Origin of the sequence: Pseudohoeflea suaedae (genome assembly GCF_004354915.1) — a bacterium.
In the GTDB taxonomy this organism is placed as follows: Bacteria; Pseudomonadota; Alphaproteobacteria; order Rhizobiales; family Rhizobiaceae; genus Pseudohoeflea; species Pseudohoeflea suaedae.
In genome coordinates this window covers 148,197-173,104 of sequence record NZ_SMSI01000004.1, presented here as the reverse complement: position 1 = coordinate 173,104, position 24,908 = coordinate 148,197, and the positions used below count along the sequence as shown (strand labels likewise).

At 62.2% G+C, this 24,908-nt stretch carries 21 protein-coding genes and 1 tRNA gene; 11 read left to right on the top strand and 11 right to left on the bottom strand.

From position 1 onward, the window contains the following. Window positions 1–80 precede the first annotated feature (80 nt). Window positions 81–464 (bottom strand): ArsR/SmtB family transcription factor, encoded by a 384-nt coding sequence (locus tag E2A64_RS16810; RefSeq protein WP_428977499.1) that lies wholly within the window; start codon window positions 462–464, stop codon window positions 81–83. Between the two features lie 171 nt (window positions 465–635). Between E2A64_RS16810 and E2A64_RS16805 the strand changes: the two genes are divergently transcribed. The 3 genes from E2A64_RS16805 (at window position 636) to E2A64_RS16795 (ending at window position 3,501) form a co-directional block, all read left to right on the top strand. After that, on the top strand, window positions 636–1,814 hold the full coding sequence (locus E2A64_RS16805; protein WP_133285673.1) for an MFS transporter: 1,179 nt from the start codon (window positions 636–638) through the stop codon (window positions 1,812–1,814). Window positions 1,815–1,907: 93 nt separating this feature from the next. Beyond that, a complete protein-coding gene (gene ypfJ / locus E2A64_RS16800; protein WP_133285672.1) occupies window positions 1,908–2,807 on the top strand; it encodes a KPN_02809 family neutral zinc metallopeptidase in 900 nt (299 codons plus the stop codon). Window positions 2,808–2,823: 16 nt separating this feature from the next. Further along, window positions 2,824–3,501 (top strand): DUF2161 domain-containing phosphodiesterase, encoded by a 678-nt coding sequence (locus E2A64_RS16795; protein WP_244598345.1) that lies wholly within the window; start codon window positions 2,824–2,826, stop codon window positions 3,499–3,501. Window positions 3,502–3,516: 15 nt separating this feature from the next. Here the strand turns inward: E2A64_RS16795 and E2A64_RS16790 are convergent, their stop codons facing one another. Next, window positions 3,517–4,197 carry an outer membrane protein gene (locus tag E2A64_RS16790; RefSeq protein ID WP_133285670.1) on the bottom strand — a complete coding sequence of 227 codons (681 nt, stop codon included), beginning with the start codon at window positions 4,195–4,197 and terminating at the stop codon, window positions 3,517–3,519. 78 nt (window positions 4,198–4,275) lie between these two features. Beyond that, complete coding sequence (locus E2A64_RS16785) at window positions 4,276–4,947, bottom strand: outer membrane protein (protein ID WP_133285669.1); 672 nt, start codon at window positions 4,945–4,947, stop codon at window positions 4,276–4,278. Window positions 4,948–5,175: 228 nt separating this feature from the next. Here E2A64_RS16785 and E2A64_RS16780 point away from each other — a divergent pair, with 228 nt between their 5' ends. Then, window positions 5,176–6,582: an MATE family efflux transporter gene (locus tag E2A64_RS16780; RefSeq protein WP_428977498.1), complete on the top strand. Its 1,407-nt coding sequence runs from the start codon at window positions 5,176–5,178 to the stop codon at window positions 6,580–6,582. Here the strand turns inward: E2A64_RS16780 and E2A64_RS16775 are convergent. From E2A64_RS16775 to carA, 3 genes are all read right to left on the bottom strand, one after another. Further along, entirely contained in the window at window positions 6,575–7,915 is a 1,341-nt protein-coding gene (locus E2A64_RS16775) for a mechanosensitive ion channel family protein (RefSeq protein WP_133285668.1), read from the bottom strand. The genes E2A64_RS16780 and E2A64_RS16775 overlap by 8 nt on opposite strands. Before the next feature lie 82 nt (window positions 7,916–7,997). Further along, the gene (locus E2A64_RS16770; RefSeq protein WP_133285667.1) at window positions 7,998–8,726 is read right to left on the bottom strand and encodes an SPOR domain-containing protein; all 729 of its coding nucleotides are present in this window, start codon (window positions 8,724–8,726) and stop codon (window positions 7,998–8,000) included. Window positions 8,727–8,811: 85 nt separating this feature from the next. Continuing rightward, window positions 8,812–10,005 (bottom strand): glutamine-hydrolyzing carbamoyl-phosphate synthase small subunit, encoded by a 1,194-nt coding sequence (gene carA, locus E2A64_RS16765; protein WP_133285666.1) that lies wholly within the window; start codon window positions 10,003–10,005, stop codon window positions 8,812–8,814. A 340-nt stretch (window positions 10,006–10,345) separates the two neighbouring features. Here carA and E2A64_RS16760 point away from each other — a divergent pair, with 340 nt between their 5' ends. Continuing rightward, window positions 10,346–10,795: a GatB/YqeY domain-containing protein gene (locus E2A64_RS16760; RefSeq protein WP_244598365.1), complete on the top strand. Its 450-nt coding sequence runs from the start codon at window positions 10,346–10,348 to the stop codon at window positions 10,793–10,795. Between the two features lie 76 nt (window positions 10,796–10,871). Here E2A64_RS16760 and E2A64_RS16755 read toward each other — a convergent pair whose 3' ends face one another. After that, window positions 10,872–12,710, bottom strand: a complete 1,839-nt coding sequence (locus tag E2A64_RS16755; protein WP_133285664.1) for a putative bifunctional diguanylate cyclase/phosphodiesterase — start codon at window positions 12,708–12,710, stop codon at window positions 10,872–10,874. Between the two features lie 322 nt (window positions 12,711–13,032). On the opposite strand from E2A64_RS16755, the gene dnaG reads away from it, so the two are divergent. The 3 genes from dnaG (at window position 13,033) to E2A64_RS16740 (ending at window position 18,808) form a co-directional block, all read left to right on the top strand. Next, on the top strand, window positions 13,033–14,994 hold the full coding sequence (dnaG, locus tag E2A64_RS16750; RefSeq protein ID WP_133285663.1) for a DNA primase: 1,962 nt from the start codon (window positions 13,033–13,035) through the stop codon (window positions 14,992–14,994). A gap of 446 nt (window positions 14,995–15,440) precedes the next feature. After that, window positions 15,441–17,486 carry an RNA polymerase sigma factor RpoD gene (gene rpoD, locus E2A64_RS16745; protein ID WP_133285662.1) on the top strand — a complete coding sequence of 682 codons (2,046 nt, stop codon included), beginning with the start codon at window positions 15,441–15,443 and terminating at the stop codon, window positions 17,484–17,486. 101 nt (window positions 17,487–17,587) lie between these two features. Next, window positions 17,588–18,808, top strand: coding sequence for a DUF930 domain-containing protein (locus tag E2A64_RS16740; protein ID WP_133285661.1), 1,221 nt, complete (start codon window positions 17,588–17,590; stop codon window positions 18,806–18,808). Window positions 18,809–19,077: 269 nt separating this feature from the next. On the opposite strand, the gene E2A64_RS16735 is transcribed toward E2A64_RS16740, so the two are convergent. Continuing rightward, complete coding sequence (locus tag E2A64_RS16735; RefSeq protein ID WP_133285660.1) at window positions 19,078–19,689, bottom strand: hypothetical protein; 612 nt, start codon at window positions 19,687–19,689, stop codon at window positions 19,078–19,080. A gap of 302 nt (window positions 19,690–19,991) precedes the next feature. Here E2A64_RS16735 and E2A64_RS16730 point away from each other — a divergent pair, with 302 nt between their 5' ends. Then, on the top strand, window positions 19,992–20,321 hold the full coding sequence (locus E2A64_RS16730) for a hypothetical protein (protein WP_133285659.1): 330 nt from the start codon (window positions 19,992–19,994) through the stop codon (window positions 20,319–20,321). Window positions 20,322–20,399: 78 nt separating this feature from the next. Here E2A64_RS16730 and E2A64_RS16725 read toward each other — a convergent pair whose 3' ends face one another. Then, on the bottom strand, window positions 20,400–21,167 hold the full coding sequence (locus tag E2A64_RS16725; RefSeq protein WP_206662468.1) for an SIMPL domain-containing protein: 768 nt from the start codon (window positions 21,165–21,167) through the stop codon (window positions 20,400–20,402). A gap of 226 nt (window positions 21,168–21,393) precedes the next feature. Between E2A64_RS16725 and E2A64_RS16720 the strand changes: the two genes are divergently transcribed. Next, window positions 21,394–21,470 (top strand) — tRNA-Ile (locus E2A64_RS16720). Window positions 21,471–21,494: 24 nt separating this feature from the next. Here E2A64_RS16720 and E2A64_RS16715 read toward each other — a convergent pair. After that, window positions 21,495–22,727, bottom strand: a complete 1,233-nt coding sequence (locus tag E2A64_RS16715) for a GGDEF domain-containing protein (RefSeq protein WP_133285658.1) — start codon at window positions 22,725–22,727, stop codon at window positions 21,495–21,497. A gap of 98 nt (window positions 22,728–22,825) precedes the next feature. Next, the gene (locus E2A64_RS16710; protein ID WP_133285657.1) at window positions 22,826–23,878 is read right to left on the bottom strand and encodes a DegT/DnrJ/EryC1/StrS family aminotransferase; all 1,053 of its coding nucleotides are present in this window, start codon (window positions 23,876–23,878) and stop codon (window positions 22,826–22,828) included. Between the two features lie 27 nt (window positions 23,879–23,905). Here E2A64_RS16710 and E2A64_RS16705 point away from each other — a divergent pair, with 27 nt between their 5' ends. Continuing rightward, window positions 23,906–24,895: a hypothetical protein gene (locus E2A64_RS16705; protein ID WP_133285656.1), complete on the top strand. Its 990-nt coding sequence runs from the start codon at window positions 23,906–23,908 to the stop codon at window positions 24,893–24,895. Window positions 24,896–24,908 lie beyond the last annotated feature (13 nt).

Genomic DNA, 24,908 nt, shown 5'->3' with positions numbered 1-24,908 from the left:
CTTATAGGGGAGAGATCGATCAGATGGAACCCCGTAAATGACACTGTGGCAATGTATCAACAGAGACAGGCGGTTGAAGCTCAGGCCTCGACGGTTTCGTCCTCGTCCTCGCACTCGAGCGCGGGGAGGTCCATATTTTCCGCTGCCTTCAGCACGCTGTCGAGAAAGCCCGGGAAACGGGCGTCGAGATCGTCGCGGCGGATGGTGATCATCTTGCAGGTGCCGCTTTTCTCCAGGCGGATAATGCCGGATTCGCGCATGCGGCCCAAATGGTAGGTCAGGTTCGATTTCGACGCGAGCGCGGTGAAATCGGAACACATCAGCGGTCTGCCGTCCTGTCGGTCGAGATGACCGAGGATGGCAAGGCGTGTGGAATCGCCAAGCGTCGCCATGACGGCGGCGAGATCGATCTCTTCAGCGGACGGATGATATGTCATGGCCTGAATGTACGTTGCTTTTCCCATGTTTCAAGCTCTAACGGCGTGAACGGAGCGTTCCCCTCAAATCTAGCCTATCGCCGGAATGAAACGCCCTTCGTGATTGCTGCGTTGCAAAATTGGCCCTGCGGCCTCATTGACCATTCACTTGGTCCGACCTACATTGTTAAAAGTTTTTTGAACTTTAAGGATCTCGCCTTGGACCGTCGCATCTATCTTCTCGGGCTCGGCGCGTTTGCCGTCAGCACCGTCGCATTTCTGTTTTCAGGGCTCCTTCCGCTGATCGCGGACGATATCGGTGTGAGCGTCGCCCAGGCCGGTTATCTGGTGACGGCCTATTCCATGTCCTATGCGCTCTTCACGCCTGTTCTCGCCGCGGTGACGGGCCGGTTCGACCGTCGCTACGTGGTGGGGGGTGCACTGGCGGCATTCGTCGGGGGCATGATGCTGACGGCCTTCAGCCAGTCCATCGGGATACTCGTGCTGGCGCAGGTGATCACCGGCATGGCGGCAGGCCTGTTCGCGGCAACCGGGCAGGGGATCGCGGTGACCCTGTCCGAGCCCGCCCAGCGCGCCAAGGCCATCTCGATGGTGGTGAGCGGCACGACTTTCGCCGTGGCCCTGGGGGCTCCGCTCGGCTCCTTCCTCGCCCACTATGCCGGCTGGCGTGCAGGGTTCGGCGCGGTGGGGGCGGTCGCCTTCATCTGCCTGATAGCGCTTCTCTCACTGTTGCCGCGCAATCTGCCAGGTGCGCGGCTCAGCCTGTCGGAACGATTGTCCGTCGTACGCGAACCCGGTGTGGCGCGGCTGATCCTGATGACGTTCATCTTCATGGCTTCCGCCTTCCTGGTGGTCGGCTATCTCGGCCCCATCGTGACCGAGGGGGCGGGCATGGCGCCCGACATGCTGCCGGTCGTTCTCGTCGTCTACGGCATCGGAGCGATCCTCGGGAACTATTGCAGTGGCCGGCTTACGGACCGGATCGGCGCGCGGCGCATGGTGATCGCGTCGCTCCTGACCAGCGTGGTATGCTCATTGTTGCTTGCGGCAATCCTTCTCTGGCTGCCGTCCGCGATCGCCGGACCGGTGCTGATGATCACCCTTTTCCTGTGGGCCTTCGTCGGCTGGGTCTATCCGCCCGCGCAGATCAGCCGGCTTGTCGCCCAGGCGCCGGGCGCGGCGCACCTGTCGCTGGCGCTTCATGCCTCCGCGATCTATCTCGGCATCGCCGCCGGGACCTTCATCGGCGGGCGGGTGCTGGAACTTGCGCCTCCCTTTGCCCTCGGTCCGGCGGCCTGCATCATCGCGGCAGTCCCGCTTCTCATGGTGCTCGGCGAACGCAGTCCGCGCGCGGTGCCGGGCCCGACCGCAGCTTGATTTCCCCGCCGGTCGCCCAATCTTCTTGCTGACGGTTTCCTGTCCCGCGGGTAAGGTGCCGGCAAAACAGGATCAGCATGCGGAGCGGATGCGATGGAATGGAGAGGCCGGCGGCAAAGCCGCAATGTGGAGGATCGCCGCGGGTCTCGGGGAGGCAGCCCCTTCGGACGAGGCGGCATGCGGCTTCCCTCACGCGGTATTCGTGTCGGTCGCGGCGGCGGAGGAAGCATCCTCTTCCTGATCATCGCCGGCATCGTTCTCTGGTTCCTCGGCATCAATCCGCTCGTGCTTCTGGGCGGCGGGGGAGGCTCCATGGTCGCCCCGGGTGGCTCGGGCCAGGTCACGGCCGAGCGCAATGACGAGATGAAGCAATTCGTTTCCACCGTTCTCGCCGAGACGGAGGACGTCTGGAACGGCATCATGCAGAGCCAGGGCAAGACTTACCCCGAGCCGACGCTGGTTCTGTTCTCCGGCGCCGTTCGCTCGGCCTGCGGGTCGGCGAGTTCGGCCACCGGACCCTTCTACTGTCCGGGCGACGAGAAGGTCTACATCGATCTCGACTTCTATGACGAGCTCGCCCAACGCTTCGGCGCCTCGGGTGATTTCGCGCAGGCCTATGTGCTGGCCCACGAAGTCGGCCACCACGTCCAGAACATCATCGGCGTGCTGCCCGAGTTCAACCGGATGCGCCAGCAGATGAGCGAGGTCGAGGCCAACCAGATGTCCGTGCGGGTCGAACTGCAAGCGGACTGCTTTGCGGGGATTTGGGCGCATTTCACTGAGCAGAAGGGCCTGCTTGAAGCCGGAGACCTAGAGGAGGCGCTGAATGCGGCCCGTCAGATCGGCGACGACACGCTGCAGAAGCGCACCCAGGGTTACGTCGTGCCCGATTCCTTCAATCACGGGACGTCGGCGCAGCGCATGAACTGGTTCAGGAAGGGCTATGATTCCGGCCGGCTCAGTGCCTGCGACACGTTCAACAATCCGGTTTGAGGGCTTTGTCGAGATCGTGACGGGGACTGCCAGACCGAAGGAAACCGAGCTTTACGGCCCGGTCAAGGCGCTGCTCGAAGGGCAGGGCTATGACGTGAAATCCGAGATCGGCGCGGCCGATGTGTTTGCCGTGCGTGGCGAAGAGCCGCCTTTGATCGTGGAATTGAAGGCTGCGTTCTCGCTGTCGCTGTTCCATCAGGCAATCGAGCGCCTGTCGATCACCGATGCGGTCTATGTCGCGGTGCCGCGCGGCAAGGGGCGGCCATTCCTGTCCGCGCTGAAATCCAATACCAAGCTATGCCGAAGGCTGGGGCTGGGCCTGATCACCGTACGGATGGAGGACGGTTTCGCCGAGATCCATGTCGATCCCGGGCCCTATGCGCCGCGAAAATCGAAGGCCCGTACCGGGCGTATGCTGAGGGAATTCGCGCGCCGCGAGGGCGATCCCAATCTCGGCGGCACCAATCGCACCACCATCATCACAGCCTACCGGCAGGATGCGACACGGGTCGCCCTCCATCTTCTCGAAACGGGGCCCGGCAAGGCTGCGCATGTGGCCGTCGCGACGAAGGTCGCGAGAGCACGGGTCATCATGGCCGACGACCATTATGGCTGGTTCGAAAAGGTGGAGCGGGGGATCTATCGGCTGACGCCAAAAGGGGAAGCGGCGGCCCGGGATGCCGGGCCGCGGTGAACTCGACCGGCTCGACTAGTTGAAACGCCAGATCAGCGCCGCGCGCACAGTGTGGGTTTCGAGGTCGGAGGGACCCAGGTCGAAGGGAATGTCGAAAACCTCATCGTCGTAGTCGGTATACAGATACTCGACCCGACCAAGCAGCTTCCCGTCGGTTCCGGTTGACAAGAGGCTGTCGAGCTTGAACTCGGCGCCGCCACCGAGCACGTAACCGATGAACGTCTGGCGATCATTGTTCACGAAACCGAAAAAATCGTCCTTAAACTTGACGTCGGCAATTCCCAGACCGGCGGTCACGAAGGGCATCCAGTCGCCCATGTCGTAGCCGAGGCGGCCGCGCAGGCTTGCCGTATAGTCGATTTCGGCACTCTGCACGCTGCCATCGTCGAGAAACTCGAGAGGCTCCTGCCGCATGTCTCCGCCGGAGACGTCCGCCTCGAAGCCGAACACGACCCGGTCGAACTGAAAATTGTACCCCACGAGGGCGCCGCCGGAGAAGCCGTCGGTGTCCATCTTGTCGATGAACTCGTCGCTGTCAGGTCCGATGCCCCAGCTATGGCCGGCATGCAGGCCGACGAAAAGGCCGGACCAGCCGGAACTGGCGATCGGCGCGGTGTCGATGTCTGCGGCGCTGGCCGCATTGGCGCAGAGCGCGAGGAGGGCTGCTGCAGCCACATGCTGAAGTGGAGTTTTCATTCTGCTTATCCGGTTCAGTGCGGTGAAAGCGGAAGCCCGGCCGGCAAGGCCGGGCCCCGTATTGGCCGGTCAATCCGTTTAGTTGAAGCGCCAGATCAGCGCCGCGCGCACAGTGTGGGTTTCAAGGTCGGCGGGAGCGGGGTTGACGCTCACGTTGAAAACCTCATCGCCATAGTCGGCGTACAGATACTCGACCCGACCAAGCAGCTTGCCGTCGGTTCCGGTCGGCAACAGGCTGTCGAGCTTGAACTCGGCGCCACCACCAAGCACGTAACCGGTGAACATCTGGCGATCACTGTTCACGAACCCGAATAAGTCGTCTGTAAACTCGACATCGGCAATTGCCAGGCCGGCGGTCACGAAAGGCATCCAGTTGCCCATGTCGTATCCGAGGCGGCCACGCAGGCTCGCGGTATAGTTGATTTCGGCACTCTGAAGGCCGCCGACAAAATTCTGCGGCTCCTGTTCCATGTCGCCTTCGGAGATGTCTGCCTCGACGCCGAACACGATCCTGTCGAACTGGAAATTGTACCCTGCCAGTGCACCGCCGGAGAAGCCGTCGGTCTCCATGCCGTTGATGATGTCGCTGTCAGGTCCGATGCCCCAGCTATGGCCGGCATGCAGGCCGACGAAAAGGCCGGACCAGCCGGAACTGGCGATCGGCGCGGTGTCGATGTCTGCGGCGCTGGCCGGATTGGCGCAGAGCGCGAGGAGGGCTGCTGCAGCCACATGGTGAAGGCGCATTGTCATTCTTCTTTCGTGGTCGGATTCGTTTTCACGTGCAGTTGTGCCGACTCCTCGGAGTGCCAACTGCCGGTTTAATTTTCATTTAAGCTTATTCTTGTCAAGCATCCAATAACCACATGATTCTGCCTGACCGATCAGCCTGCCGGGTGGTCTTGGCGTTCAGCGTCGGCTAGTCAGGCAAGATGGCGCTTGACCTCATGACGGGGTGAGCGCCTCGGCTTTCCGGGTGAGATGATGACGAGCGAACCGACATTCCAATCCGACCGCGCGATGATCGCACCGATGACATGGCTGGGGCATTTCCGTGCGACTCTTGTCCTCGGGCTGCCGCTTGTCGGAGCGCAATTGGCGCAGATGCTCATCAACACGACAGACGTCGTCATGCTGGGCTGGTACGGTACCGAGGAACTGGCAGCCGGCGTGCTTGCCACCCAGGCTTTCTTTCTCCCCTTCATGTTTGGCGGTGGCTTTGCCCATGCGGTGGTGCCCATCGCATCGCAGGCGGAAGGCTGCGGCGACACCCGTCACGTGCGTCGCTCTGTCCGCATGGGGCTGTGGATTGTTGCGATCTATGCCGCCGTCGTCATGCCGCTGTTGTGGAACATCGAATCGATTCTCGTCTTTCTCGGTCAGAATCCGGCCATCGCTCGGATGACCGGATCCTACATGCACATTGCCCAGTGGGGCATGTTTCCCGCACTCGGCACGCTTGCGCTGCGATCCTTCCTGTCGGCCGTGTCGCGCACGCAGATCATTCTCTGGGCGACGCTAGCGGGTACCCTCTCGAACGGGCTTCTCAACTACGCCTTCATCTTCGGCAATCTCGGCGCGCCGGAAATGGGGCTCCAGGGCGCGGCCGTCGCCTCGCTGATCTCGGCCACGGCCATCTTTCTGGTCATGCTGGGCTGGGTCCTGAGCCGGCAGGTGTTCTCGGACTACGCTCTGTTTCGCGGGTTCTGGCGGCCGGACTGGCCGGATTTCTTCGATATCCTCCGTTTGGGCTTCCCCATCGCCCTTACCATCATCGCCGAAGTCGGCCTGTTCGCGGCGGCGTCCCTGATGTTCGGCTGGCTCGGGATCGTGCCGCTTGCCGCCCACGGCATCGCGCTGCAGATCATATCCCTGTCCTTCATGATCCCGCTCGGCCTGTCGACGGCTGCCACCGTGCGCGTCGGCCAAGCCTATGCGCGGCGGGACGGCGAGGGGATGCGGCGGGCCGCGATTGCTTCGCTGACGCTTTCGGCGCTCATTGCAGCCGGCGCCGCACTCATCATCTTCCTCGCGCCCGAAACGCTCGTCAGCCTGTTCCTCGACAAGAGCAACGCCAAGGCCCATGCGTCGCTGGTTCTCGCCACTGCCGTGCCGCTGTTGTTCGTCGGCGCGTGTTTTCAGTTCGTCGATGGCCTCCAGGTTACCGGCGTGGCGCTTCTGCGCGGTTTGAAGGATACCCGTACGCCGATGATCATGGCGATCATCAGCTACTGGTTCTTCGGAGTGCCCACGGCTTATCTGCTCGGCTTCGTCGCGGGATGGAACGGAGTGGGCATCTGGATGGGGCTCGCCATCGGCCTCGGGGGCGCGGCGATCCTTCTCAACGGTCGCTACTATCTTCTGACGAAGCGCCTGTCGTTTACTTGATCTTCGCCTGGTCGCTGTCGCTGTCGGGCGTCTTCCGGACGATCTCGACGGGGGTGCGCATGAGCACCTCGCGATGCGGGAAGGGAATGTTGATGCCTGCCTCCCTGAAGGCATCCCAGAGCGCAAGCAGCACCTTGCCACGAATGTTCGTGAGCCCTGCCTGTGGGTCCTGAATCCAGAACCTGAGCTTGAAGTCCAGCGACGAAGCGCCGAAGGCGGTCATCCAGCACACGGGTTTGGGTGTCGTGAGCACGCGGTCGACCGCAGCGGTGGCTTCGATGGCGATGCGCATCACCTCGTGCGGATCGCTGTCGTAGGAGACGCCGAAATCGACATCCAGGCGGATGTTCTTGTCCGAAAACGACCAGTTGACCACCTGCTGCGTGATGAAGTCCTCGTTCGGGATCAGATATTCACGGCCGTCGCGGGTGATCACGGAGACGAAACGCGCCCGCAATTCCCTGATCCAGCCGAATGTATCGCCGAGCGTGATCGTGTCACCCGGCTTGATCGACCGGTCGGCCAGGATGATGACGCCGGAGATGAAGTTCGAGACGACCTTCTGAAGCCCGAAGCCGAGCCCCACGCCGATCGCACCGGAGAGGACTGTGAGCGTGGTCAGGTCGACGCCGACGAGATTGAGGGCGATGAGCCCGGCAGCCACGGCCAGCGTGATATTGACCACTTTTCCGGCGAGCGCCTTGAAGGAGGGCGAGAGATCCGTCGAGTTCGACAGCCTGCTTTCGACGAACCGTCCGGCAAGATGCGCCGCCCAGAGCAGAAGCACCAGAAGCACGATCGCCTTGAGGACAAAGAGCACCGAAAGCCGGAACTCCCCGAGATTAATGGCGAGATCGTCAAGCGTCGACTGGAGTTCGTCGCGGATTCCCAGGACGCCGGAGGCGACGTAGACGAACAGGCATACGGAAATGAACTTCGCAAGGAAACGATTTCGCACGATGCGGGTCAGCACGGAGGCCGCAAGCCAGGTGACCGCCAGCACCAGTGCCAGTGAAAGAAGATAGGTTCGGCTCGGCCAGGTGGCCCTGAGCAGGACCTCGCGGGCAAAGCCGACGAAAAGAATGAACAGCACCCACTCGGTCCGCCTCATGAAGGCGATGATGACGCGCAGCAGCCCGGGATTTCCCTTGATCTGCCTGGCCCGTTCCTCGAGCGCAGGCTCGATCTTGCGCGACAACAGCCAGCCGATCAGAAAGCAGCCGAAGATGATGAGAAGCTGATACAGCGTCCAGGGCTGGGAGAGATATTGCCAGATCGAGAACCCGGCCTGGCGCCACTCGGTTATGATGTCCTTCAGATCGATCGCTCCCATATAGGGAAGCATAGAGGACGAAACGGAAAAGGAAATATCCGCCGTTGGCTATCGAGGCTCGGCTGCGGTCGCCGCCGCTTCCTTATTCTGCCTGGTAGATCGGCTTGCGGAAGGGATAGTCCGACAAATAGCTATCTTCCCTGGCCCATCCCTCGCCGATCACCCGGCCCTTGATCTCCGCTGCGGTTTCCAGATCCGAGACTTCGCCCACGACGATCGGATAGTATGGATTTCCCGGCCTTCTGCAGCCGACCGTCACCGACAGGCCTTCGGAGCGGCGTGCGAACTCGTCGGCGAGCCGTTGGGCTTCGGCCAGTTCGGTTGCCGAGCCGACGATCACGCTGTAGGTGTCCTGAACGACCGGGCCGGAGAAATACTCCCTGGCTGCCTGGGTGAACTGAGCGGTGAAGCCGCCCTCGTTGCAGACGCCGTCTGTCGCGTCTTCTGCCAAGGCGCTCGTAACAATGAGGCTAAGCGGGAACTCCGTCCGTCCGGCCAGGTCTGCCGCGCTGCCGTTTTCGGTTTTCGAGACCGGAGGTTTTCCCGACCCCGGAAGTGCGGCGGATACCGTTGCCGGGAAAGCCGCACAGAAAACCAGAATGCGCAGCGGTTCCCTGTCCTGGGAGAAGAGACCTGAAATGCCTCCCAGGAACACCGTAACGAGCGAAAATATGACGTAGAACGTCACGTGACCGATATTCAGGTCGGAGATGATCTGTTGGACATATTCTGCGTCCGGGCCCAGGAACTTGACGCAGACGATCGCGAACCCGGCAACGATCCCCCATCCGAAGCGCTGTAAGAGTGTCATCGCTCCCTCCCTCTTAGGGCGAGAGCATTCTGCCACACTTCATTCCGGTTGCAACAGTCTTAAATTCGATTGCAGCCCGACCGGTTTACCGCTCGGGCAGGACTGCCTCGCCCCTGTGCTCATTGACCATGTTCATGAAGCGCTTGAACAGGTAGTGGCTGTCCTGCGGCCCGGGGGATGCCTCCGGGTGGTGCTGGACGGAGAAGACCGGCTTTCCGACGAGGCGCAGGCCGCAATTGGTGCCGTCGAAGAGTGACACATGGGTTTCCTCGACACCCGCCGGCAGGCTCTTGCCGGCAACCGCGAAGCCGTGGTTCATCGACACGATCTCGACCTTGCCGGTGGTGTGATCCTTGACCGGGTGATTGGCGCCGTGATGGCCCTGGTGCATCTTTTCCGTGGTGCCGCCCAGCGCGAGGGCCAGGATCTGGTGACCCAGGCAGATACCGAAGAGCGGAATACCGGTCTCGATCAGTTTCCTGATCTGCGGCACGGCGTATTTGCCGGTTTCGGCCGGGTCGCCCGGGCCATTGGACAGGAAGATGCCGTCCGGGTTCATCGCGATGATGTCTTCCGCCGGCGTCTTGGCCGGAACGACCGTCACCTTGCAGCCGAGACCGGTGAAAAGGCGCAGGATGTTGCGCTTCACGCCGAAGTCGATGGCGACCACATGGGCCTTGTCGTCGGAGCTGCCGTGATAGCCTTCATTCCAGACCCAGGGCTTCTCCGTCCAGCTGGAGGACTGGCCGGACGTCGCTTCGATCGCGAGGTCGAGACCTTCGAGGCCGCTCCAGGCCTTCGCCCGATCCTTCAGGGCGTCGATGTCGAAATTGCCTTCGGGATCGTGCGCGATCACCGCGTTCGGCATGCCGTTTTCGCGGATCCAGGCGGTGAGCGCGCGAGTGTCGATGCCGGTCATGGCGATGATGCCGCGTGCCTTCAGCCATTCGTCGAGATGCTTGGCCGAGCGATAGTTCGACGGGTTGGTGATGTCGGCCTTGAAGATCGCACCGACCGCGCCGCGGCGGGCTGCGGGGGTCAGGTCCTCGATATCCTCGTCATTGGCGCCGATATTGCCGATGTGGGGGAAGGTGAATGTCACGATCTGGCCGAGATAGGAGGGATCCGTGAGGATTTCCTGATATCCGGTCAGTGCGGTGTTGAAACAGACTTCCGCCTCGATCGCCCCGGCGGCGCCCGCACCGGTGCCCTCGATAACGGTTCCGTCGGCAAGCACCAGCACGGCGGTCGGTTTGCTCCGGCTCCAGGGTTCGGTCATTTCGAATGTCCTTCATGTCTGCCGCGCGGGCGCGTTCCCCTGGTCAATCCGGGCACCTTCGCAGGGGCCTTGAATTGCATGGGGACGCATGCCATCTATTGGCGGGTTCGGGAACGGGGTAACCTGCGGTCCCGGACAGATAAGGGGAACCCGGTCCATCAGGCGTAGCCGTTCGACTTCGTCTTGCAGGCCCGAGACATAATCAATGCGATATGCGCGGTCAATGAGCCGGACATGACGAAACAGCGAGCTTTGTGTGTTTCGCCATGGAAAAGCGGGCCGCGATCGGATCGGCGGGAAGGCTGATCCTCCACACTCCAACATCCGGAGCCAATACATGTTGCGCGAGCAGTTCTCCGAAAAGCTCAAGGAAGCGATTCGGAACAAGAAAACCCTCAGAATGGCGACGCTGCGCCTGATCCAGGCGGCGGTGAAGGATCGTGACATCGCCAATCGCGGCCAGGGCAAGGACCCGGTCAGCGACGAGGAGATTCTCGGAATCCTGACCAAGATGGTCAAGCAGCGCGAAGAATCGGCAAAGATCTACGAAGAGAATGCCCGTCTGGAGCTGGCTCAGCAGGAACGTGAGGAAATCGCGATCATCCAGGAGTTCATGCCCGAACAGCTCTCCGAGGACCAGATGCGCGAACTCTGCGCCACCGTCGTCAGCGAAACCGGTTCCAACGGTCTGCGCGACATGGGCAAGTGCATGTCCGCGCTCAAGGAACGCTATCCGGGACAGATGGATTTCGGAAAGGCATCCTGCGTGGTCAAGGGACTGCTGCAGTAGTCGGCGTTCTCGCGCCGGGACCGCTAACGGCCCCGGCGTCTCCCGTGTCGGTGCCGCACTCCCGCCGCCGCGCCCGCTAGTCTCCCGCTACCTTTGAAAATATGCGCAACATGTTCTCGACCGACTGCCGGTCGGGGTCCAATTCGTCATGGGCGAATTTCGGCACGATACCCTCGCCGAAAATGTCGCGGACCGTCCGTATCAGGCTGGTGGCCTCCACGCGGTCCTGCCAGTCGATATAATCTGCTGCATTGAGTTCGGCCGAAACGTAATAACCCTGGATTTCGTCGCAGCCGAGTTTGCTGGCGGCTGCCGCCTGTCCTGCCGTTTCCACCCCTTCCGCGACAACCTTGCAGCCGAGCGCCTTGCCCAGGTTGACGATAGCCCGGCAGACTTCGACCGTACGGCTGCTGGTCTCGAGCTTGGAGATGAGAGACCGATCCATCTTCAAGGCGTCGAAGTCGAGTTCGGCGAGGTGGGCGAGGTTCGAGTATCCGATCCCGAAATCATCGATGGCGAGTTTGAGGCCCGCGGCGCGCAGGCGATGAAGCTGCTCGACAAAGCGATTGTTGTTGCTGTGGGCCATCGTCTCCGTGATCTCGATGGTCACGAGCGTCGGCGGACAGTCGTTGAGCTCTATGATCTCGAGAACCTTGTCCGCGAAATCCGGGCGGGCGACCTGGCCGGCAGCGACGTTGATGGACACGCCGATCAATCGTCCCTGACGGGACCACTCGGCGCACTGGCGCGCAGCTTCCGCCATGACGAACATCCCAAGATCGACGATGAGGCCGGAGGCTTCGGCAATGGGGATGAAATCGCCAGGGCTCACTTCGCCGCGCGTCGGATGGCGCCAGCGTACCAGGGCTTCGACACCGGCGTTCGACCAGTCCGAACTATGCACCTTCGGTTGATAGACGATCTGCAGCGAGCGGTCGGCGATGGCCTGATGGAGATCCTGTTCCAGGCCGTCGCGATTCTTGATGTCCTGCATGAGGCCGGAATCGTAGATGATCAGGCAATCTGGGAATGCCGGTGAAGCCGCACGCATGGCAGCAAGGGCGGCCTTGTTGGCGATGTCCTCGAAACTCTCGCCGTCATCCGGATAGCGCGCGACGCCGAGCGCTATCTCGACCGGGATCTGCCGGTCGCCGACGCGTACGGGCTCGGTGAAGGCGGAGATGATCTGTGTCGTCTGGCGTTCGATATCCTCGATGCTCGAATAGTCGGGGACATGAAGGACGAACTGGGTATGTGCGGTATGTGCAAGAACCGGTAGCCGGGCGGCCTGTTCGCTGCGGAGATTTGCGATGTTGTTGCCGAGCGTCATGATCGGCGTGGCCGCCGCAATCCGCATTGCAACCCTGGAGAGGACCGGGCCGGCGATGGTCTGGCCGTAACGCTCGCACAGAACCTTGAGATTGGCGATGTCGATGTGGATAAGGCAGCCCTGAGCGCTCGGGGCTGTAATCAGCTGTTCCACACAGTTCTTGAAGAAGGCGCGGCGCGGCAGCTCCGTTTCCGGATTGATTTCATGGCGGCGACGCTGGCGCAGCCGGGCCTCGGCGATCATGCCCGGCAGGCGTGCGATGCGTTCTGCCAGCGGGCGAAGGGGCGGAAGGCCGATGCGGGGAATGTCGATTTCTTCCTGTCCCTCGATGACGGCTTCAACGGCCTGTTCGAGTTGCGCAATCCGGTGGCTGGCCCGATTGATGGCATACCAGAGGCCGGCGATGCTGAGAGCCGAACCCGCGAGAACGAGTGTTGCCCAGGCGGGTAATTCAGCGGGAGCCGCGACAACGAGCAACGGCAGTTCGGCAAGCGCGAGAACGGGAACGGCGGCCGCCGCCAACGCGAGCGCCCGTTTCCGGGGCGCCTTGTCGGGGGATGTCGTTGTCTGGCATGCGGACGCCATCGGCAGCTCCTCGGTTGGTTCCGGGTTGCACTTTTGTCTTTCTCATCCCGGGCGGTGCCGGAGCCGGAAAATGGCGTCATGCCGGTGCCACAGGACACATTCCGCAGCCTCTCTCCTAACAGATGGGAATAAAGGGCTAATTTCGATCAATGGGGCAATTTTAGCTATTAAATATTCGCCCCGCGGCCGGGCAGATGAGGCTGGAAAGTGACAAATTCGTCTTTGTGGAGCGAGCGCAAAGGTCCTATATGAGGAGATGCGCGCGGAGCCGGAGCAGGGATGCCCGTTCCGCACGCAAGCCTCTGAAAGGAAAGGTCCGCCATTGCGGTTTTCGCCCTCATTTCTCGACGAGATCAGGGATCGCGTCTCGATTTCCGACGTGATCGGCCGCCATGTGACATGGGATCGCAAGAAAACCAATGTCGCACGCGGCGACTATTGGGCGTGCTGTCCCTTTCACGGCGAGAACACGCCGAGCTTCCATTGCGAAGACAAGAAGGGCCGTTACCACTGCTTCGGTTGCGGGGTGACCGGCGACCATTTCCGCTTTCTCACCGAATTCGAGAGCCTGAACTTTCCCGAAGCCGTGGAACGCATCGCGGACATGGGCGGCGTTCCGCTGCCGGCGCCGGATCCGGAAGCCGAAAAGCGCCAGCGTCAGCGTGCGACCCTCGAGGACGTGATGGAGATGGCAGCGCAGTTCTTCGAGAACGGACTGCAATCGGCCGGCGGCGCCAAGGCGCGCGCCTATCTGCGGGATCGCGGTCTGTCGGGGAAGACGATCGCCACGTTTCGGCTGGGCTATTCGGCCGACAGTCGCAATGCGCTCAAGGAACATCTGGCCGGCAAGGGCGTCGACAAGCGTCAGATCGAGGCCTGCGGGCTCGTCGTCCACGGACAGGATATCGCGGTTTCCTACGATCGCTTCCGCGACCGGATCATGTTTCCGATCCTGTCGTCGCGCGAAAGGGTGATTGCTTTCGGCGGCCGCGCCCTGTCACCCGGCGTTCCCGCCAAATATCTCAATTCCAACGAGACCGAGCTCTTTCACAAGTCGAATGTCCTCTTCAATTATGCCCGGGCCCGCCGTGCGCTGGGTACGGGCGGCACGCTGATTGCCGTCGAAGGCTATATGGACGTCATCGCCCTTCACCAGGCGGGCATCGAAACCGCCGTCGCCCCGCTCGGCACGGCCTTGACCGAGAACCAGCTCAAGCTGATGTGGAAGATCACGCCCAGCCCGGTTCTCTGCTTTGACGGCGACGAGGCGGGGCAGCGGGCTGCAAGCCGGGCAGGGGATCTTGCGCTGCCGCTGATCGGGCCGGGGCGAACGATCCGTTTCGCCACCTTGCCGGAAGGAAAGGACCCCGACGACCTTGTGCGCGAGGAAGGCCGGCAGGCTTTCGACCGGCTGGTCGAAAGCGCCAGGCCGCTTGCCGACATGCTATGGGCGCGCGAAGCGGGCGCAGGTGTCTACGAAACGCCGGAGGCACGAGCGGAACTCGAGGCCCGGCTCAAGCAGATCACCGGGCTGATCGCCGATGAAAGCGTGCGCCGGCATTACCAGCAGGCTATGCGCGAGCGGCTCAATGCCTTCTTCGGCGGCCGTTCAAGCGGTGGCGGCCGGCAGAAGGGCGGCGGCAATTTCCGTCCCGGGCAGGGCGGTTCGGGCTTCAACAGGCCGGGCGCGGCCAACGACCGGTTCGTTGGCGCTTCCGACAAGCTCGCCCGATCCGCGGTGGTGCGCGGGGCGTCCGAACTGCCGTCGCTGCGCGAAACGGTTCTGGTGATGACCGTCTTCAATCAGCCCGCCATGCTGATTGCCGATTTCGACGAACTCGCATCGCTCGAATTCGACGACAAGATCGTCACCCGTATCTGGCGCGTTCTTCTCGATCTCACCTCCGAGGGCAGGGCGCCGGAGCGGGAAAAGCTGATGGAGGCCTTTGCCGCCGAAGGCCTGTCCGAGCAGATTGCGCGGCTGGAGGCCCAGATCCGCAATGCGCGGGTATGGACGGCGACAGATGCCGCAGCAGCCGAAGATGCGCGGGAAGCCTTCCGTCAGGCGCTTGCCCTGCATCTGAGAACGCGGGCGCTGAAATGGCAGAAGATGGAGCTCGAGCGCGATATCGCAGAGGCGATCGACGGTGACGACGGCGACGGGATCACATATCTGTTGCGTGCGCTCTCGGAAGTTCAGAGCGAGCTCACGCGACTTGAGCAGCAGGAAGCGATCATCGATGGTTTCGGTGTGCTTTCCGGCCGCGTGCGTGGCGGGAAATAAGACGGCGGGTCGCTCGGCCCGCCGCGAGAATCGGCATCTGTTTTGCACGCACCTCTTGCAGTTGCCGAAACCGCTCCTACATGTCTCTCCTGACGAAAGCCGCTCGCGAGCACCCGAAATGGTCGAATCAACCTGAATCAAGGGGCGAATGGCCGATAAAACTTGACGGATGGTCTTTTTGTGGGAATCACCTTTCGGGTGGAATTACGTCTATTCCGGTTTCACTGCCTCTGACCCGCGGCACGGTATCCGTCGTGCCGGCCGGGCTGTTTTTGCAGGCAGGCTTAACAGGGAATTAGGGATAGGCGGCACAATAAGGAATCGCAGCGATTCGGTTTACCGCGAGATGCGGCTGGGGACCAGCGCCGGGGCTGACCGTTCAATCGCTAGAATGACGCCAGAATCTGCCGACCGGACTGGCCAGACATATCGGGAAGTTACTGCCCATGGCAAGCAAAGTTAAGGAAGCAGCGGAAGACAACGAAACCGAACGCGAGGGCGGTGCCGACAGCCCGTTGCTCGACCTTTCGGATGACGCTGTCAAGAAGATGATCAAGACCTCGAAGAAACGAGGTTACGTCACCATGGACGAGCTGAATTCCGTCCTGCCTTCCGAGGAAGTCACCTCCGAGCAGATCGAGGACATCCTCGCCATGCTTTCGGACATGGGGATAAACGTCGTCGAGGATGACGAAGCCGGCGAAGAGCAGAACAACGCCGACAACGACAATGACGACGACGACAACGGCAACGAGGTGGCGACCGCCTCCGGTACCGCCGTCGCGACCACGAAGAAGAAAGAGCCGACAGACCGCACCGACGACCCGGTGCGCATGTATCTGCGCGAAATGGGCTCGGTCGAACTTCTGTCCCGCGAGGGCGAGATCGCGATCGCCAAGCGGATCGAGGCCGGCCGCGAGACGATGATCGCAGGGCTGTGCGAAAGCCCGCTGACCTTCCAGGCCATCATCATCTGGCGCGAGGAACTCAACGAGGGCGCCACGCTGCTGCGTGAGATCATCGACCTCGAAACCACCTATTCCGGCCCCGAAGCCAAGGCTGCCCCGCAGTTCCAGAGCCCCGAGAAGATCGAGGCCGACCGCAAGGCTGCCGAGGAAAAGGAAAAGGCTCGCCGCGAGCGTTCCTCCGGCGACGACGTCACCAATGTCGGCGGCGAGGGCATCTCGGTCGACGACGATGAGGATGACGAGGACGAATCCAACCTGTCGCTGGCCGCAATGGAAGCGGAACTGCGCCCGCAGGTGATGGAAACCCTCGATCTGATCGCCGATACCTACAAGAAGCTTCGCAAGCTGCAGGAGCAGCAGGTGGAGGCCCGCCTGGCCGCTTCGGGCACCCTGTCGCCGGCGCAGGAGCGCCGCTACAAGGAGCTCAAGGATGCGCTGATCACGGCGGTGAAGTCGCTGTCGCTCAATCAGAACCGTATCGACGACCTGGTCGAACAGCTCTACGACATCAACAAGCGTCTGGTGCAGAACGAAGGCAAGCTCCTGCGTCTGGCCGAAAGCTATGGCGTGAAGCGCGACGACTTCCTGCAGCAGTATTACGGCGCCGAACTCGATCCGAACTGGATGAAGTCGATCGCCAACCTGTCGGCCAAGGGCTGGAAGGAATTCTCCAAGTCGGAAACCGCGACCATTCGCGAGATCCGCACCGAGATCCAGAACCTCGCCCAGGAAACCGGCATTGCCATCGGCGAATTCCGCCGCATCGTGCAGATGGTGCAGAAGGGCGAGCGCGAAGCCCGTATCGCCAAGAAGGAGATGGTGGAAGCCAACCTTCGTCTGGTGATCTCGATCGCCAAGAAATACACCAATCGCGGCCTGCAGTTCCTGGACCTCATTCAGGAAGGCAATATCGGCCTGATGAAGGCGGTCGACAAGTTCGAGTACCGTCGCGGCTACAAGTTCTCGACCTATGCCACATGGTGGATCCGGCAGGCGATCACCCGTTCGATCGCCGACCAGGCCCGCACCATCCGCATCCCGGTGCACATGATCGAGACGATCAACAAGATCGTTCGTACCTCGCGCCAGATGCTGCACGAAATCGGCCGCGAGCCGACGCCGGAGGAACTGGCGGAGAAGCTCGCCATGCCGCTCGAGAAGGTGCGCAAGGTGCTCAAGATCGCCAAGGAGCCGATCTCGCTCGAAACGCCGGTCGGCGACGAGGAAGATTCGCACCTGGGCGACTTCATCGAGGACAAGAACGCCATCCTGCCGATCGATGCTGCTATCCAGGCGAATCTGCGCGAAACCACGACGCGCGTTCTTGCGTCGCTGACCCCGCGCGAGGAACGCGTGCTGCGCATGCGCTTCGGCATCGGCATGAACACCGACCACACGCTCGAAGAGGTCGGCCAGCAGTTCTCGGTGACACGCGAACGTATCCGCCAGATCGAGGCCAAGGCGCTCCGCAAGCTCAAGCACCCGAGCCGTTCGCGCAAGCTGCGGTCGTTCCTGGACAGCTGACCGGCGGTGCCCGGGCGCATGGCGCCAGAAAATGTGCAAGATAGAAACCCGGGCAGAATTGTCCGGGTTTTTCGTTTCAACGCCTCCGGATGATGTCTGCCGTGCCCGAAGCGCCCGATCTGTCAGATATTGATGTCGCAGCGAAACCCGGGGCCGATGCGGGCGCGGGCCTGAGGCCGGACGGCCCGGCGCCGGAGGAGAGGGCGCCGCGGTCGGACGGGAGCCGCAGCCGCTTCGTTCGCTGGGGACTGCCGGCTTCTCTCGCCGTGCACCTTGTGCTGGGTGCGATCCTGCTCGTCACCATGCCGGTCCCTGAAAATTCCGCTCCCGGCGAGCCGGTGGTCGATGTCGAGATCGTGCCGCCGCCGGAAGAGGAGACGGCCGACCGGGAGCAGACCGCGCCCGAGACGTCGGAGCCGCAGCAGCAGGCCGAGGAGCCCGAAGAGGCCCCGGAGCAGGAAGAGGAGGCGGTCGAGGAAGACGCCGGTCAATCCGAAGCGCAGGAGCCTCCCGCCGCAGAAGAGCCGGGAATGCAGGAACCGGCTCCCGAAGAACCGGCTGCCGATGAGCCGGAGGCTGTGGAAGAGGCCGCGCCAGAACCGGAGCCTGAACCGGAACCTGAGCCTGAAGAGGTCGAGACGGAAGAACTGGCGCAACCTGCGGAGCCGGAACCCGAGCAGGCGGAAGAGGCGGACCGGAGCGCGGAAGCCGTGCAGGATCCCGCCCGTGACGCGCCAGGACAAGGCGGGATCGAAACACTGCGTCCCGTTTTCGAGTTCGGCGAGGAGGATTCGGGTCCGCGCGAACAGCTGGACGGCAATTCGTCGGAGGATGGCGGATTGGTCGAGGACGCGCCCGCCGAGATATCAAGTCCCTTCGAGGAACTGACGGCGGATGTTCCGACGCCCTCGGCGCGGCCCGGCGATGCGCCGCGCATTTCGGTTTCGCCCAATGCCACCCTGCCGCAGGCCGAACGGCTGTTCTCCACCGAGGCGACGGGGTCACAGGCTGCCGTTACGGCGATGCGCAACATGCCGCGCGCCAATCGCGGCGCCGATCTCTGCGCCACCGAACTGCGCGAGCAGCTCCGCAACGGCACGCCCGCCTATTGGCCGGAACTCCTGCCTGCCTATGAACTCCCCGACAACGTCACCGTCATCGATATCGACAATGGTGCCTTCCGCGCCCGGGGAGCCTGGTACGATCTGGCCTTCCGCTGCGAGGTCGATTCCGACGTCCGCCGCGTCATCTCCTTCGCGATCAAAGTCGGCGATCCGATCCCGAAGAACCAATGGCGGGAACGCGGTTTCCCTGCGTTCTGAAGGCTTTAGCTACCTTTTCCACACGTCGTCCTCTTCCTGAACGCCAAATGAACGGACCTGTCGGGTTCGGTTCAGACGGCGCTGTCTATCTTCGGTTCAATCGATCGGCACGGACCTCCAGCCACCGCCGTTCGGGACCGGCGCATTGACCGGGGCGGTAAAGCCCCATGCAAGGAGAGAACATGACCATCATCGCCAAAACCGCCAAGACTGCATTTTTCGCCATTACGCTTGCTGCCGCTGGCCTGACCACCACGGCCTTTACGGCTTCAAGCGCGTCCGCTGCCTCCAAGGGCCGCCCCCTCATTTCTGGTGGACCCCTCGGCGGTCACCATGGCGGCGGTCACCACGGCGGCCACAATGGTGGTCACCACGGCGGCCACAATGGTGGTCACAATGGCGGCCACAATGGTGGTCACCACGGCGGCCACAATGGCGGCCACAATGGTGGTCACAATGGTGGTCACCACGGCGGCCACAATGGCGGCCACAATGGTGGTCACAATGGTGGTCACCACGGCGGCCACAATGGCGGCCACAATGGCGGTCACAACGGCGGCCACAACGGTGGTCACAACGGCGGCCACAACGGTGGTCACGCCGGCGGCCACAACGGCCATAACGACGGCCACAAGGGACGCAAGAACTTTTACCGCTTTGATCGCGTCAACCTCAACGGCTTCTGCGCCGCGAACGAGGCTACCCGGTCGGCTCGCCACCTGGGCATCAGATATCCCCGTATCGTCGAGTCCAACCGCCGCGTGGTTCGCGTCGTGGGCAACAAGAATGGCCACCGCGTAAGCGTCGTCTTCGCCAATGCCCGCAGCTGCCCGGTCATCGCGGTTCGGTAAAATCACCCGCTCTTCGAGGCCCCACGTCATGTGTGTGGAGCCGCGACGACCCCGGAGCCTGCCCGCTCCGGGGTCACTTCTTTTTCAGGCGCCGTGTCCGTCTTCCCGAGCGCCGTATCTGTTTTCCCGAGCGCCTTGTCTGTTTTTTCACGCGCCATGTCTGTGCGGGACTGCATGGACCGAGAGCCCGGATTTGGCTGAACGGATGATGAACGGACCCTTCTGATCGGGTTCAGCTTCGCAGGACTAATCTCAAATCAACCGATCGGGAGTGTCCGTCGGGAGCCAACAAAGACAACGACAGTTTTCGACAGCCTCCAAGGAGAATACCCATGAAGACCTTTTTCAAATCCGCCGTTCTCGCCGTCTCTCTCGCAGCTGCCGGTCTCGCAGCAACCGCGCCTGCCGCATCGGCAGCCAGTGCAAGTTTCTCCGTCGTGATCGCCGGCAATAACGGCGTCTATGTCGGCCACGCCAACCGCTATGGCTATGTCTGCGCGCCCGGTCTTGCCCTGAAGAAGGCCCGGCACCTCGGCATCCGCAACGCCCGCATCGTCGATGCCGACCGCCGCACGGTCAAGGTGCGCGGCTTCCGCAACGGTTTCCGCAGCGGCGCGGTCTTCGCAAATGATCGCGGCTGCCCGGTCATCGCCCGCCTCTAGTCTTGCTGAGAGCGCAAACAAAAACCCCGGTGTCTCGCGACACCGGGGTTTTTCTTGTCGTGGACCGGAGGGGGGAGCTTACTGCACGATCTCGAAGCTCATGGAGACGGAGACGCTGTATTCGTTTTCGCCGGCGGCGACAGGAACGGGCGCCGATTCGTCTGCGGCCATCTTCAACATGCTGCTGCGCGCCATCCGGATCGGCTGGGCGTAAGACTGTTCCGACATCGAGGTGATGCGGCCAAGCGTGACGCCTGCCGCCTCGGCCATTTCCTCGGCCTTCTTCCGGGCATTCATCACCGCATTCTTGCGCGCCTGACCGATCGTCTCGTCGGGTTTGTCGTTGGTGAAGTCGATCTGGCCGCCCTGGTTCACGCCGAGCGTGATCGAGGTATCCAGAATATCGCCGACGCGCTCGAGGTTCCGGATGCGCACGGTCAGCCCGTTGGTCACCTGATAGCCGGAAATCGTCGGCGTCTGGTTGCCGTCGTCCTTCTTCGGGTAGACCCAGCGCGGCTGGATCGAGAAATTCGAGGTCTGTATGTCGCGATCCTCGATGCCGTCTTCCTTGAGCGCGGCGAGAACCTCGTTCATCGCGGCCGTATTGGCGTCCAGCGCCTCGCGTGCCGTATCGGCCTCGCGCAGGACCGTGAGGTTGATGACGGCCATGTCCGGAACGACGGAGGCCGTGCCTTCGGCGAAGACGGTGATGACCGAAGCCTTCGCGGCCTCTTCCTGCGCCAGTGCGGAAGAGACGAAGGCGGGAGTCCCAAGTGGAACGAGGCTGGCGGTGGACAGCGCCAGCGCAAGCATCAGCGGCCGGCCGGCCAGACGGGATGACAACATGAAAAGCTCCTCGATAATGGATAAAAGTGTATATCAGTCATGGCTTGTGATTGTGGACGGAATGCGGCGCCCGCAGCCTTGTCCGGCGCGTTCTTTTCGTCTACATCCGCAAGCGGCCTTCGCGGGGCAGGCACGAGGCGCATCCGGCACCGGTACTATCACCGGCACGATGCTGGCCGAAGCCTCACCTCAACCGCGAATTCCCGAACGGTTCCGCACCGTTTTCGGGCCTGTAGCTCAATTGGTCAGAGCCGGCGGCTCATAACCGCTTGGTTGGGGGTTCGAGTCCCTCCAGGCCCACCAAAAATTTCCCCGTAAACCTTTTGTTCAGCCTGCCAGGGTGGCGGGCGGGGGCGTGTCGTGGCCTTTTGCGCAGACGCGGTTGCGGCCGGTCTTCTTGGCCTGGTAGAGCGCCGCGTCGGCGGCTGCGAGCATGATCTCGCTGCTATGGGTGGCGCCCGCCGGGCATGACGCCACGCCGATGCTGACGGTCTGGCGCTGCGGCGATCCGTGGAGGCTGTCCATGTCGTTCATCCGGACTTGCATGCGGATCTGTTCGGCGATCACCCGTGCCGCCGCCCCGTCGGTGGCGGGCAGGATCACGACGAATTCCTCGCCGCCATATCGCGCGACGAGGCTGCCGGGCACGGTGACGGTCTGCGCGATCGATCTGGCCAGCATCTGCAGGCATTCGTCGCCGGCCTGGTGGCCATAGGTGTCGTTGAACGACTTGAAGTGGTCGACGTCGATCATCAGCAGGGAAAGGGCCTGTCCGCAGCGTTCGGACTTTTCGAGACCGCTACGCATCTCGCGGTCGAATTCCCGCCTGTTCGCCAGACCCGTGAGCGGGTCCTTGTAGGCCTTGGCGGCCAGGGATTCATTGGCGACGCGCAGGAGTTCGTTCTTCTCGAGAATTTCGGCGAACAGCCTGTCCGCGGTCTGTTCGGCTTCCAGCTGCCGCAGCCGGTGGCCGACCACCTGCGCGAGATAGCCCTTGAGAAAGCAGAAATAGACCACGCCTGCGGGAAGCAGATAGACGTTTCCGCTTGCATATCCCGCAATGCTGACCACGCCGATGACGGCGAGGATGTTGATCAGGGCCATGCCGGGCATCATGTAGGCGCGGCCCGCGGCGCCCTGGACGAAGGCGGTGGCGACACCGATGACGAGCATCCTGGTTGCCGTCGAGCCGGCGTAGAACAGAAGGCCAGCGCTGAGGCTCCATGTCAGTGCCGTCACCGACGATGCGAGGACGAAGAGGCGTATGATCTCGCGATGCGATGCCTGTTCGTTCCGTGACTTGAACCGGCGCTTGAGCATGAAGCGGATCACGAGGCCGATCATCGCGATCGAGGCGCCGGCGACAGCGGCGGGAACCGACCCGGCCAGTGCGGCACTGAGCGCTGCGAGACCCATTCCCAGCGCGGCGGACAGATGCGGCTTGATGCTGAAGAGTTCGTTCAGCGCCTCGTCGACACGCTCCTTCGAGGCCAGGCCATGGCCGACGAAGGTGAACGGGTTCCACAACGCGTGCTTACCTGTCGCGGAGGATCGGGGCATGGGTACTCTTGTTCTTCGCGTGTGGCGGATACGCTTCGGGACGCTCCATGCGCCACACTGTAGAACGCAGTGGTAAACAATAAATTGTAATGGGTTTTTTATAGGGTAGAGACGCTTTCCGGCACTTCCCCCATCAACCGGCGCAGGTCGGCCTCGATGTCACAATCGCTGAGTTGGGCAATATCGGGATGGCAGGCCACATTGACGAGCCGAGCGAAAAACGACGTGACTGTCGGCAGTTCGGCAAGCGGTTTGTAGAACTTGCCGACGGGCAGGCATATCGGGGACTTCATGTGTTCGCGTGAGATGGGATGGGGCGCCAGAAGCGGAAGGCTATTGACGGGCAGATCATCCGAGGGGTCGGAAAGAACCGAGAAGCCGAGCCGCGCCGCAATTTTCCTGACACGCGCCTCCTGACGGTGATAGGCCGGTTTCCATTCGTGGGCCCGCTGCAATCGATCGAGCAGAAAGGCGCAGGAAATGTCCGAGATCTTGCCATTGCCGAGCCATGCCTCCGCAGGCTCGGGCATCGTTCCATAGCTCAGCAACATGCGGATGTCCTCGACCGCCTCCTCGGGAACAAGGGCAAGTCCGCCTTCCCCTGCGCCATAGGGCTTGGTCTGGTGGAGGCTGAAACTCTGCCATGGCCAGTCAGGCAACTGCTCCCGCATCCCGGCCGCGTTGTCTATGATCAACGCCTTTCCATGCTTCACCGCGAAATTGGCATAGGCGGAAAAATCTCGGTAAAGTCCGTGGGGGTTGGTTAGAACGATGCCGTCAAAACTGTCGAGTGGCTCTGCCGCCAGCGCATTCTGGTCGAGCAGCCCGCATTCGTCGCAGTCCAGGAAAACGACGTCGGAGAAATATCCCCGACCGAGATTGGAAAAACTGAAGGCGCTGGCGACCCAGCGAAGCTTTTTGCCCGCTTTCAGATCGTGGAGCCGCGCCATCGCCTCAAGCGCCACCCCGCCATTCGAGCACGGAAAAAGCTTTCGGCCGTCTGGAAGGCTTGCATGCCGTGCGAATTCATCCGCCATCTGTCCGAAAAGAGGGCCTTCATTGGCCCAGTGGTTCCGGTCAGAGCACTGGGACAACAATTCCCGAACCCGGTCGAGGTCAGGCTGCTTGTTCTCTATGAAGCGTATCGTCATGTTCAAGTATCTGGATACTAAGATTAATTGGCATTTGCTGATGTTATTGATGTATCTGGATTTGCTTCAAGCACAAGAGTGTCTATTGCGTTTTGGGAGGTTTCGTTGAAGGTCGCACGGAAAATCGCTGTCGTGACGCCTCAGTATTCAAATCTGTCAGGCGGGATCATCGCGCTGCACAAGCTTGCGGACGTCATGCATCGGCAGGGAATTGCGGCTTTTCTTCTTCCCGACCGGCTGCTGCCGGAAAGCGATATGTGGCAAGCCGCGAAAACGCGTTATCTGAGACGGTTTCGGACCAATCCCGCATATCGCTCGCAAACCTTGTTCCGCGTCCCGGATCTCGATGACACCTGGATCGTCGTCTATCCGGGAACGATCGCGGGTAATCCGCTGAAGGCAATGAACGTCGTGCGGTGGCATCTCAACGCTCCCAGAGAGCTCGACCCGTGGGGGCATTTCGGGCCGGGGGAGTTATATTTCCGCTTCAAGGTGCAGCCCGTCGTCAACCGGCTTGCGGAAGGGTCCCGCCTGTCGACGCGCAAGCTGGCCGTCAATGACTATCCGCTTCATCTGTACAATGATCAGGGGCAGGCGGTGAGGCGGACAGGCACGGCCTATTGCCGGCGCAAGGGTGGCGGGCGCGATCTTCCGGCCGAGGCGGCGGACTGGATACTCATCGATGGAAAGTCGCACGAGGAAGTGTCCGCCATCTTCAAGTCCGTCGAGCGTTTTGTTTCCTATGATACGCGAACTGCCTATCTCAAGTTCGCGGCCCTCTGTGGTTGCGACGCCGTTGTCGAGCCTCAGGAAGGCCTGACGGAGGAGCAATGGAAGCCTGATCCGGCCCTGCGTTATGGCGTCGCCTACGGTTTGGACCGGCTGGACTGGGCACGCTCGACGCGGCATCTCCTGCCGTTGCAGATTTCCGAGGACATGGCCCGTCAGGAGGCCAATGTCCTCGAATGCGTGGCGGAGATGAACGCCTTTTTCGATGCACGTGACCGGCAGGGATAGCCTGCCGTGCACG

Excerpts from the sequence above, each read along its gene's own strand:
- E2A64_RS16770 (WP_133285667.1), bottom strand. The coding sequence starts at position 8,726 with ATGACACTCTTACAGCGCTTCGGATGGGGGATCGTTGCCGGGTTCGCG.
- E2A64_RS16735 (WP_133285660.1), bottom strand. The coding sequence starts at position 19,689 with ATGACGTGGGGCCTCGAAGAGCGGGTGATTTTACCGAACCGCGATGAC.
- E2A64_RS16785 (WP_133285669.1), bottom strand. The coding sequence starts at position 4,947 with ATGACAATGCGCCTTCACCATGTGGCTGCAGCAGCCCTCCTCGCGCTC.
- E2A64_RS16810 (WP_428977499.1), bottom strand. The coding sequence starts at position 464 with ATGGGAAAAGCAACGTACATTCAGGCCATGACATATCATCCGTCCGCT.
- carA (WP_133285666.1), bottom strand. The coding sequence starts at position 10,005 with ATGACCGAACCCTGGAGCCGGAGCAAACCGACCGCCGTGCTGGTGCTT.
- E2A64_RS16730 (WP_133285659.1), top strand. The coding sequence starts at position 19,992 with ATGAAGACCTTTTTCAAATCCGCCGTTCTCGCCGTCTCTCTCGCAGCT.
- E2A64_RS16790 (WP_133285670.1), bottom strand. The coding sequence starts at position 4,197 with ATGAAAACTCCACTTCAGCATGTGGCTGCAGCAGCCCTCCTCGCGCTC.
- E2A64_RS16725 (WP_206662468.1), bottom strand. The coding sequence starts at position 21,167 with ATGTTGTCATCCCGTCTGGCCGGCCGGCCGCTGATGCTTGCGCTGGCG.
- ypfJ (WP_133285672.1), top strand. The coding sequence starts at position 1,908 with ATGGAATGGAGAGGCCGGCGGCAAAGCCGCAATGTGGAGGATCGCCGC.
- E2A64_RS16780 (WP_428977498.1), top strand. The coding sequence starts at position 5,176 with ATGATGACGAGCGAACCGACATTCCAATCCGACCGCGCGATGATCGCA.
- E2A64_RS16775 (WP_133285668.1), bottom strand. The coding sequence starts at position 7,915 with ATGGGAGCGATCGATCTGAAGGACATCATAACCGAGTGGCGCCAGGCC.
- E2A64_RS16710 (WP_133285657.1), bottom strand. The coding sequence starts at position 23,878 with ATGACGATACGCTTCATAGAGAACAAGCAGCCTGACCTCGACCGGGTT.
- rpoD (WP_133285662.1), top strand. The coding sequence starts at position 15,441 with ATGGCAAGCAAAGTTAAGGAAGCAGCGGAAGACAACGAAACCGAACGC.
- E2A64_RS16715 (WP_133285658.1), bottom strand. The coding sequence starts at position 22,727 with ATGCCCCGATCCTCCGCGACAGGTAAGCACGCGTTGTGGAACCCGTTC.
- E2A64_RS16755 (WP_133285664.1), bottom strand. The coding sequence starts at position 12,710 with ATGGCGTCCGCATGCCAGACAACGACATCCCCCGACAAGGCGCCCCGG.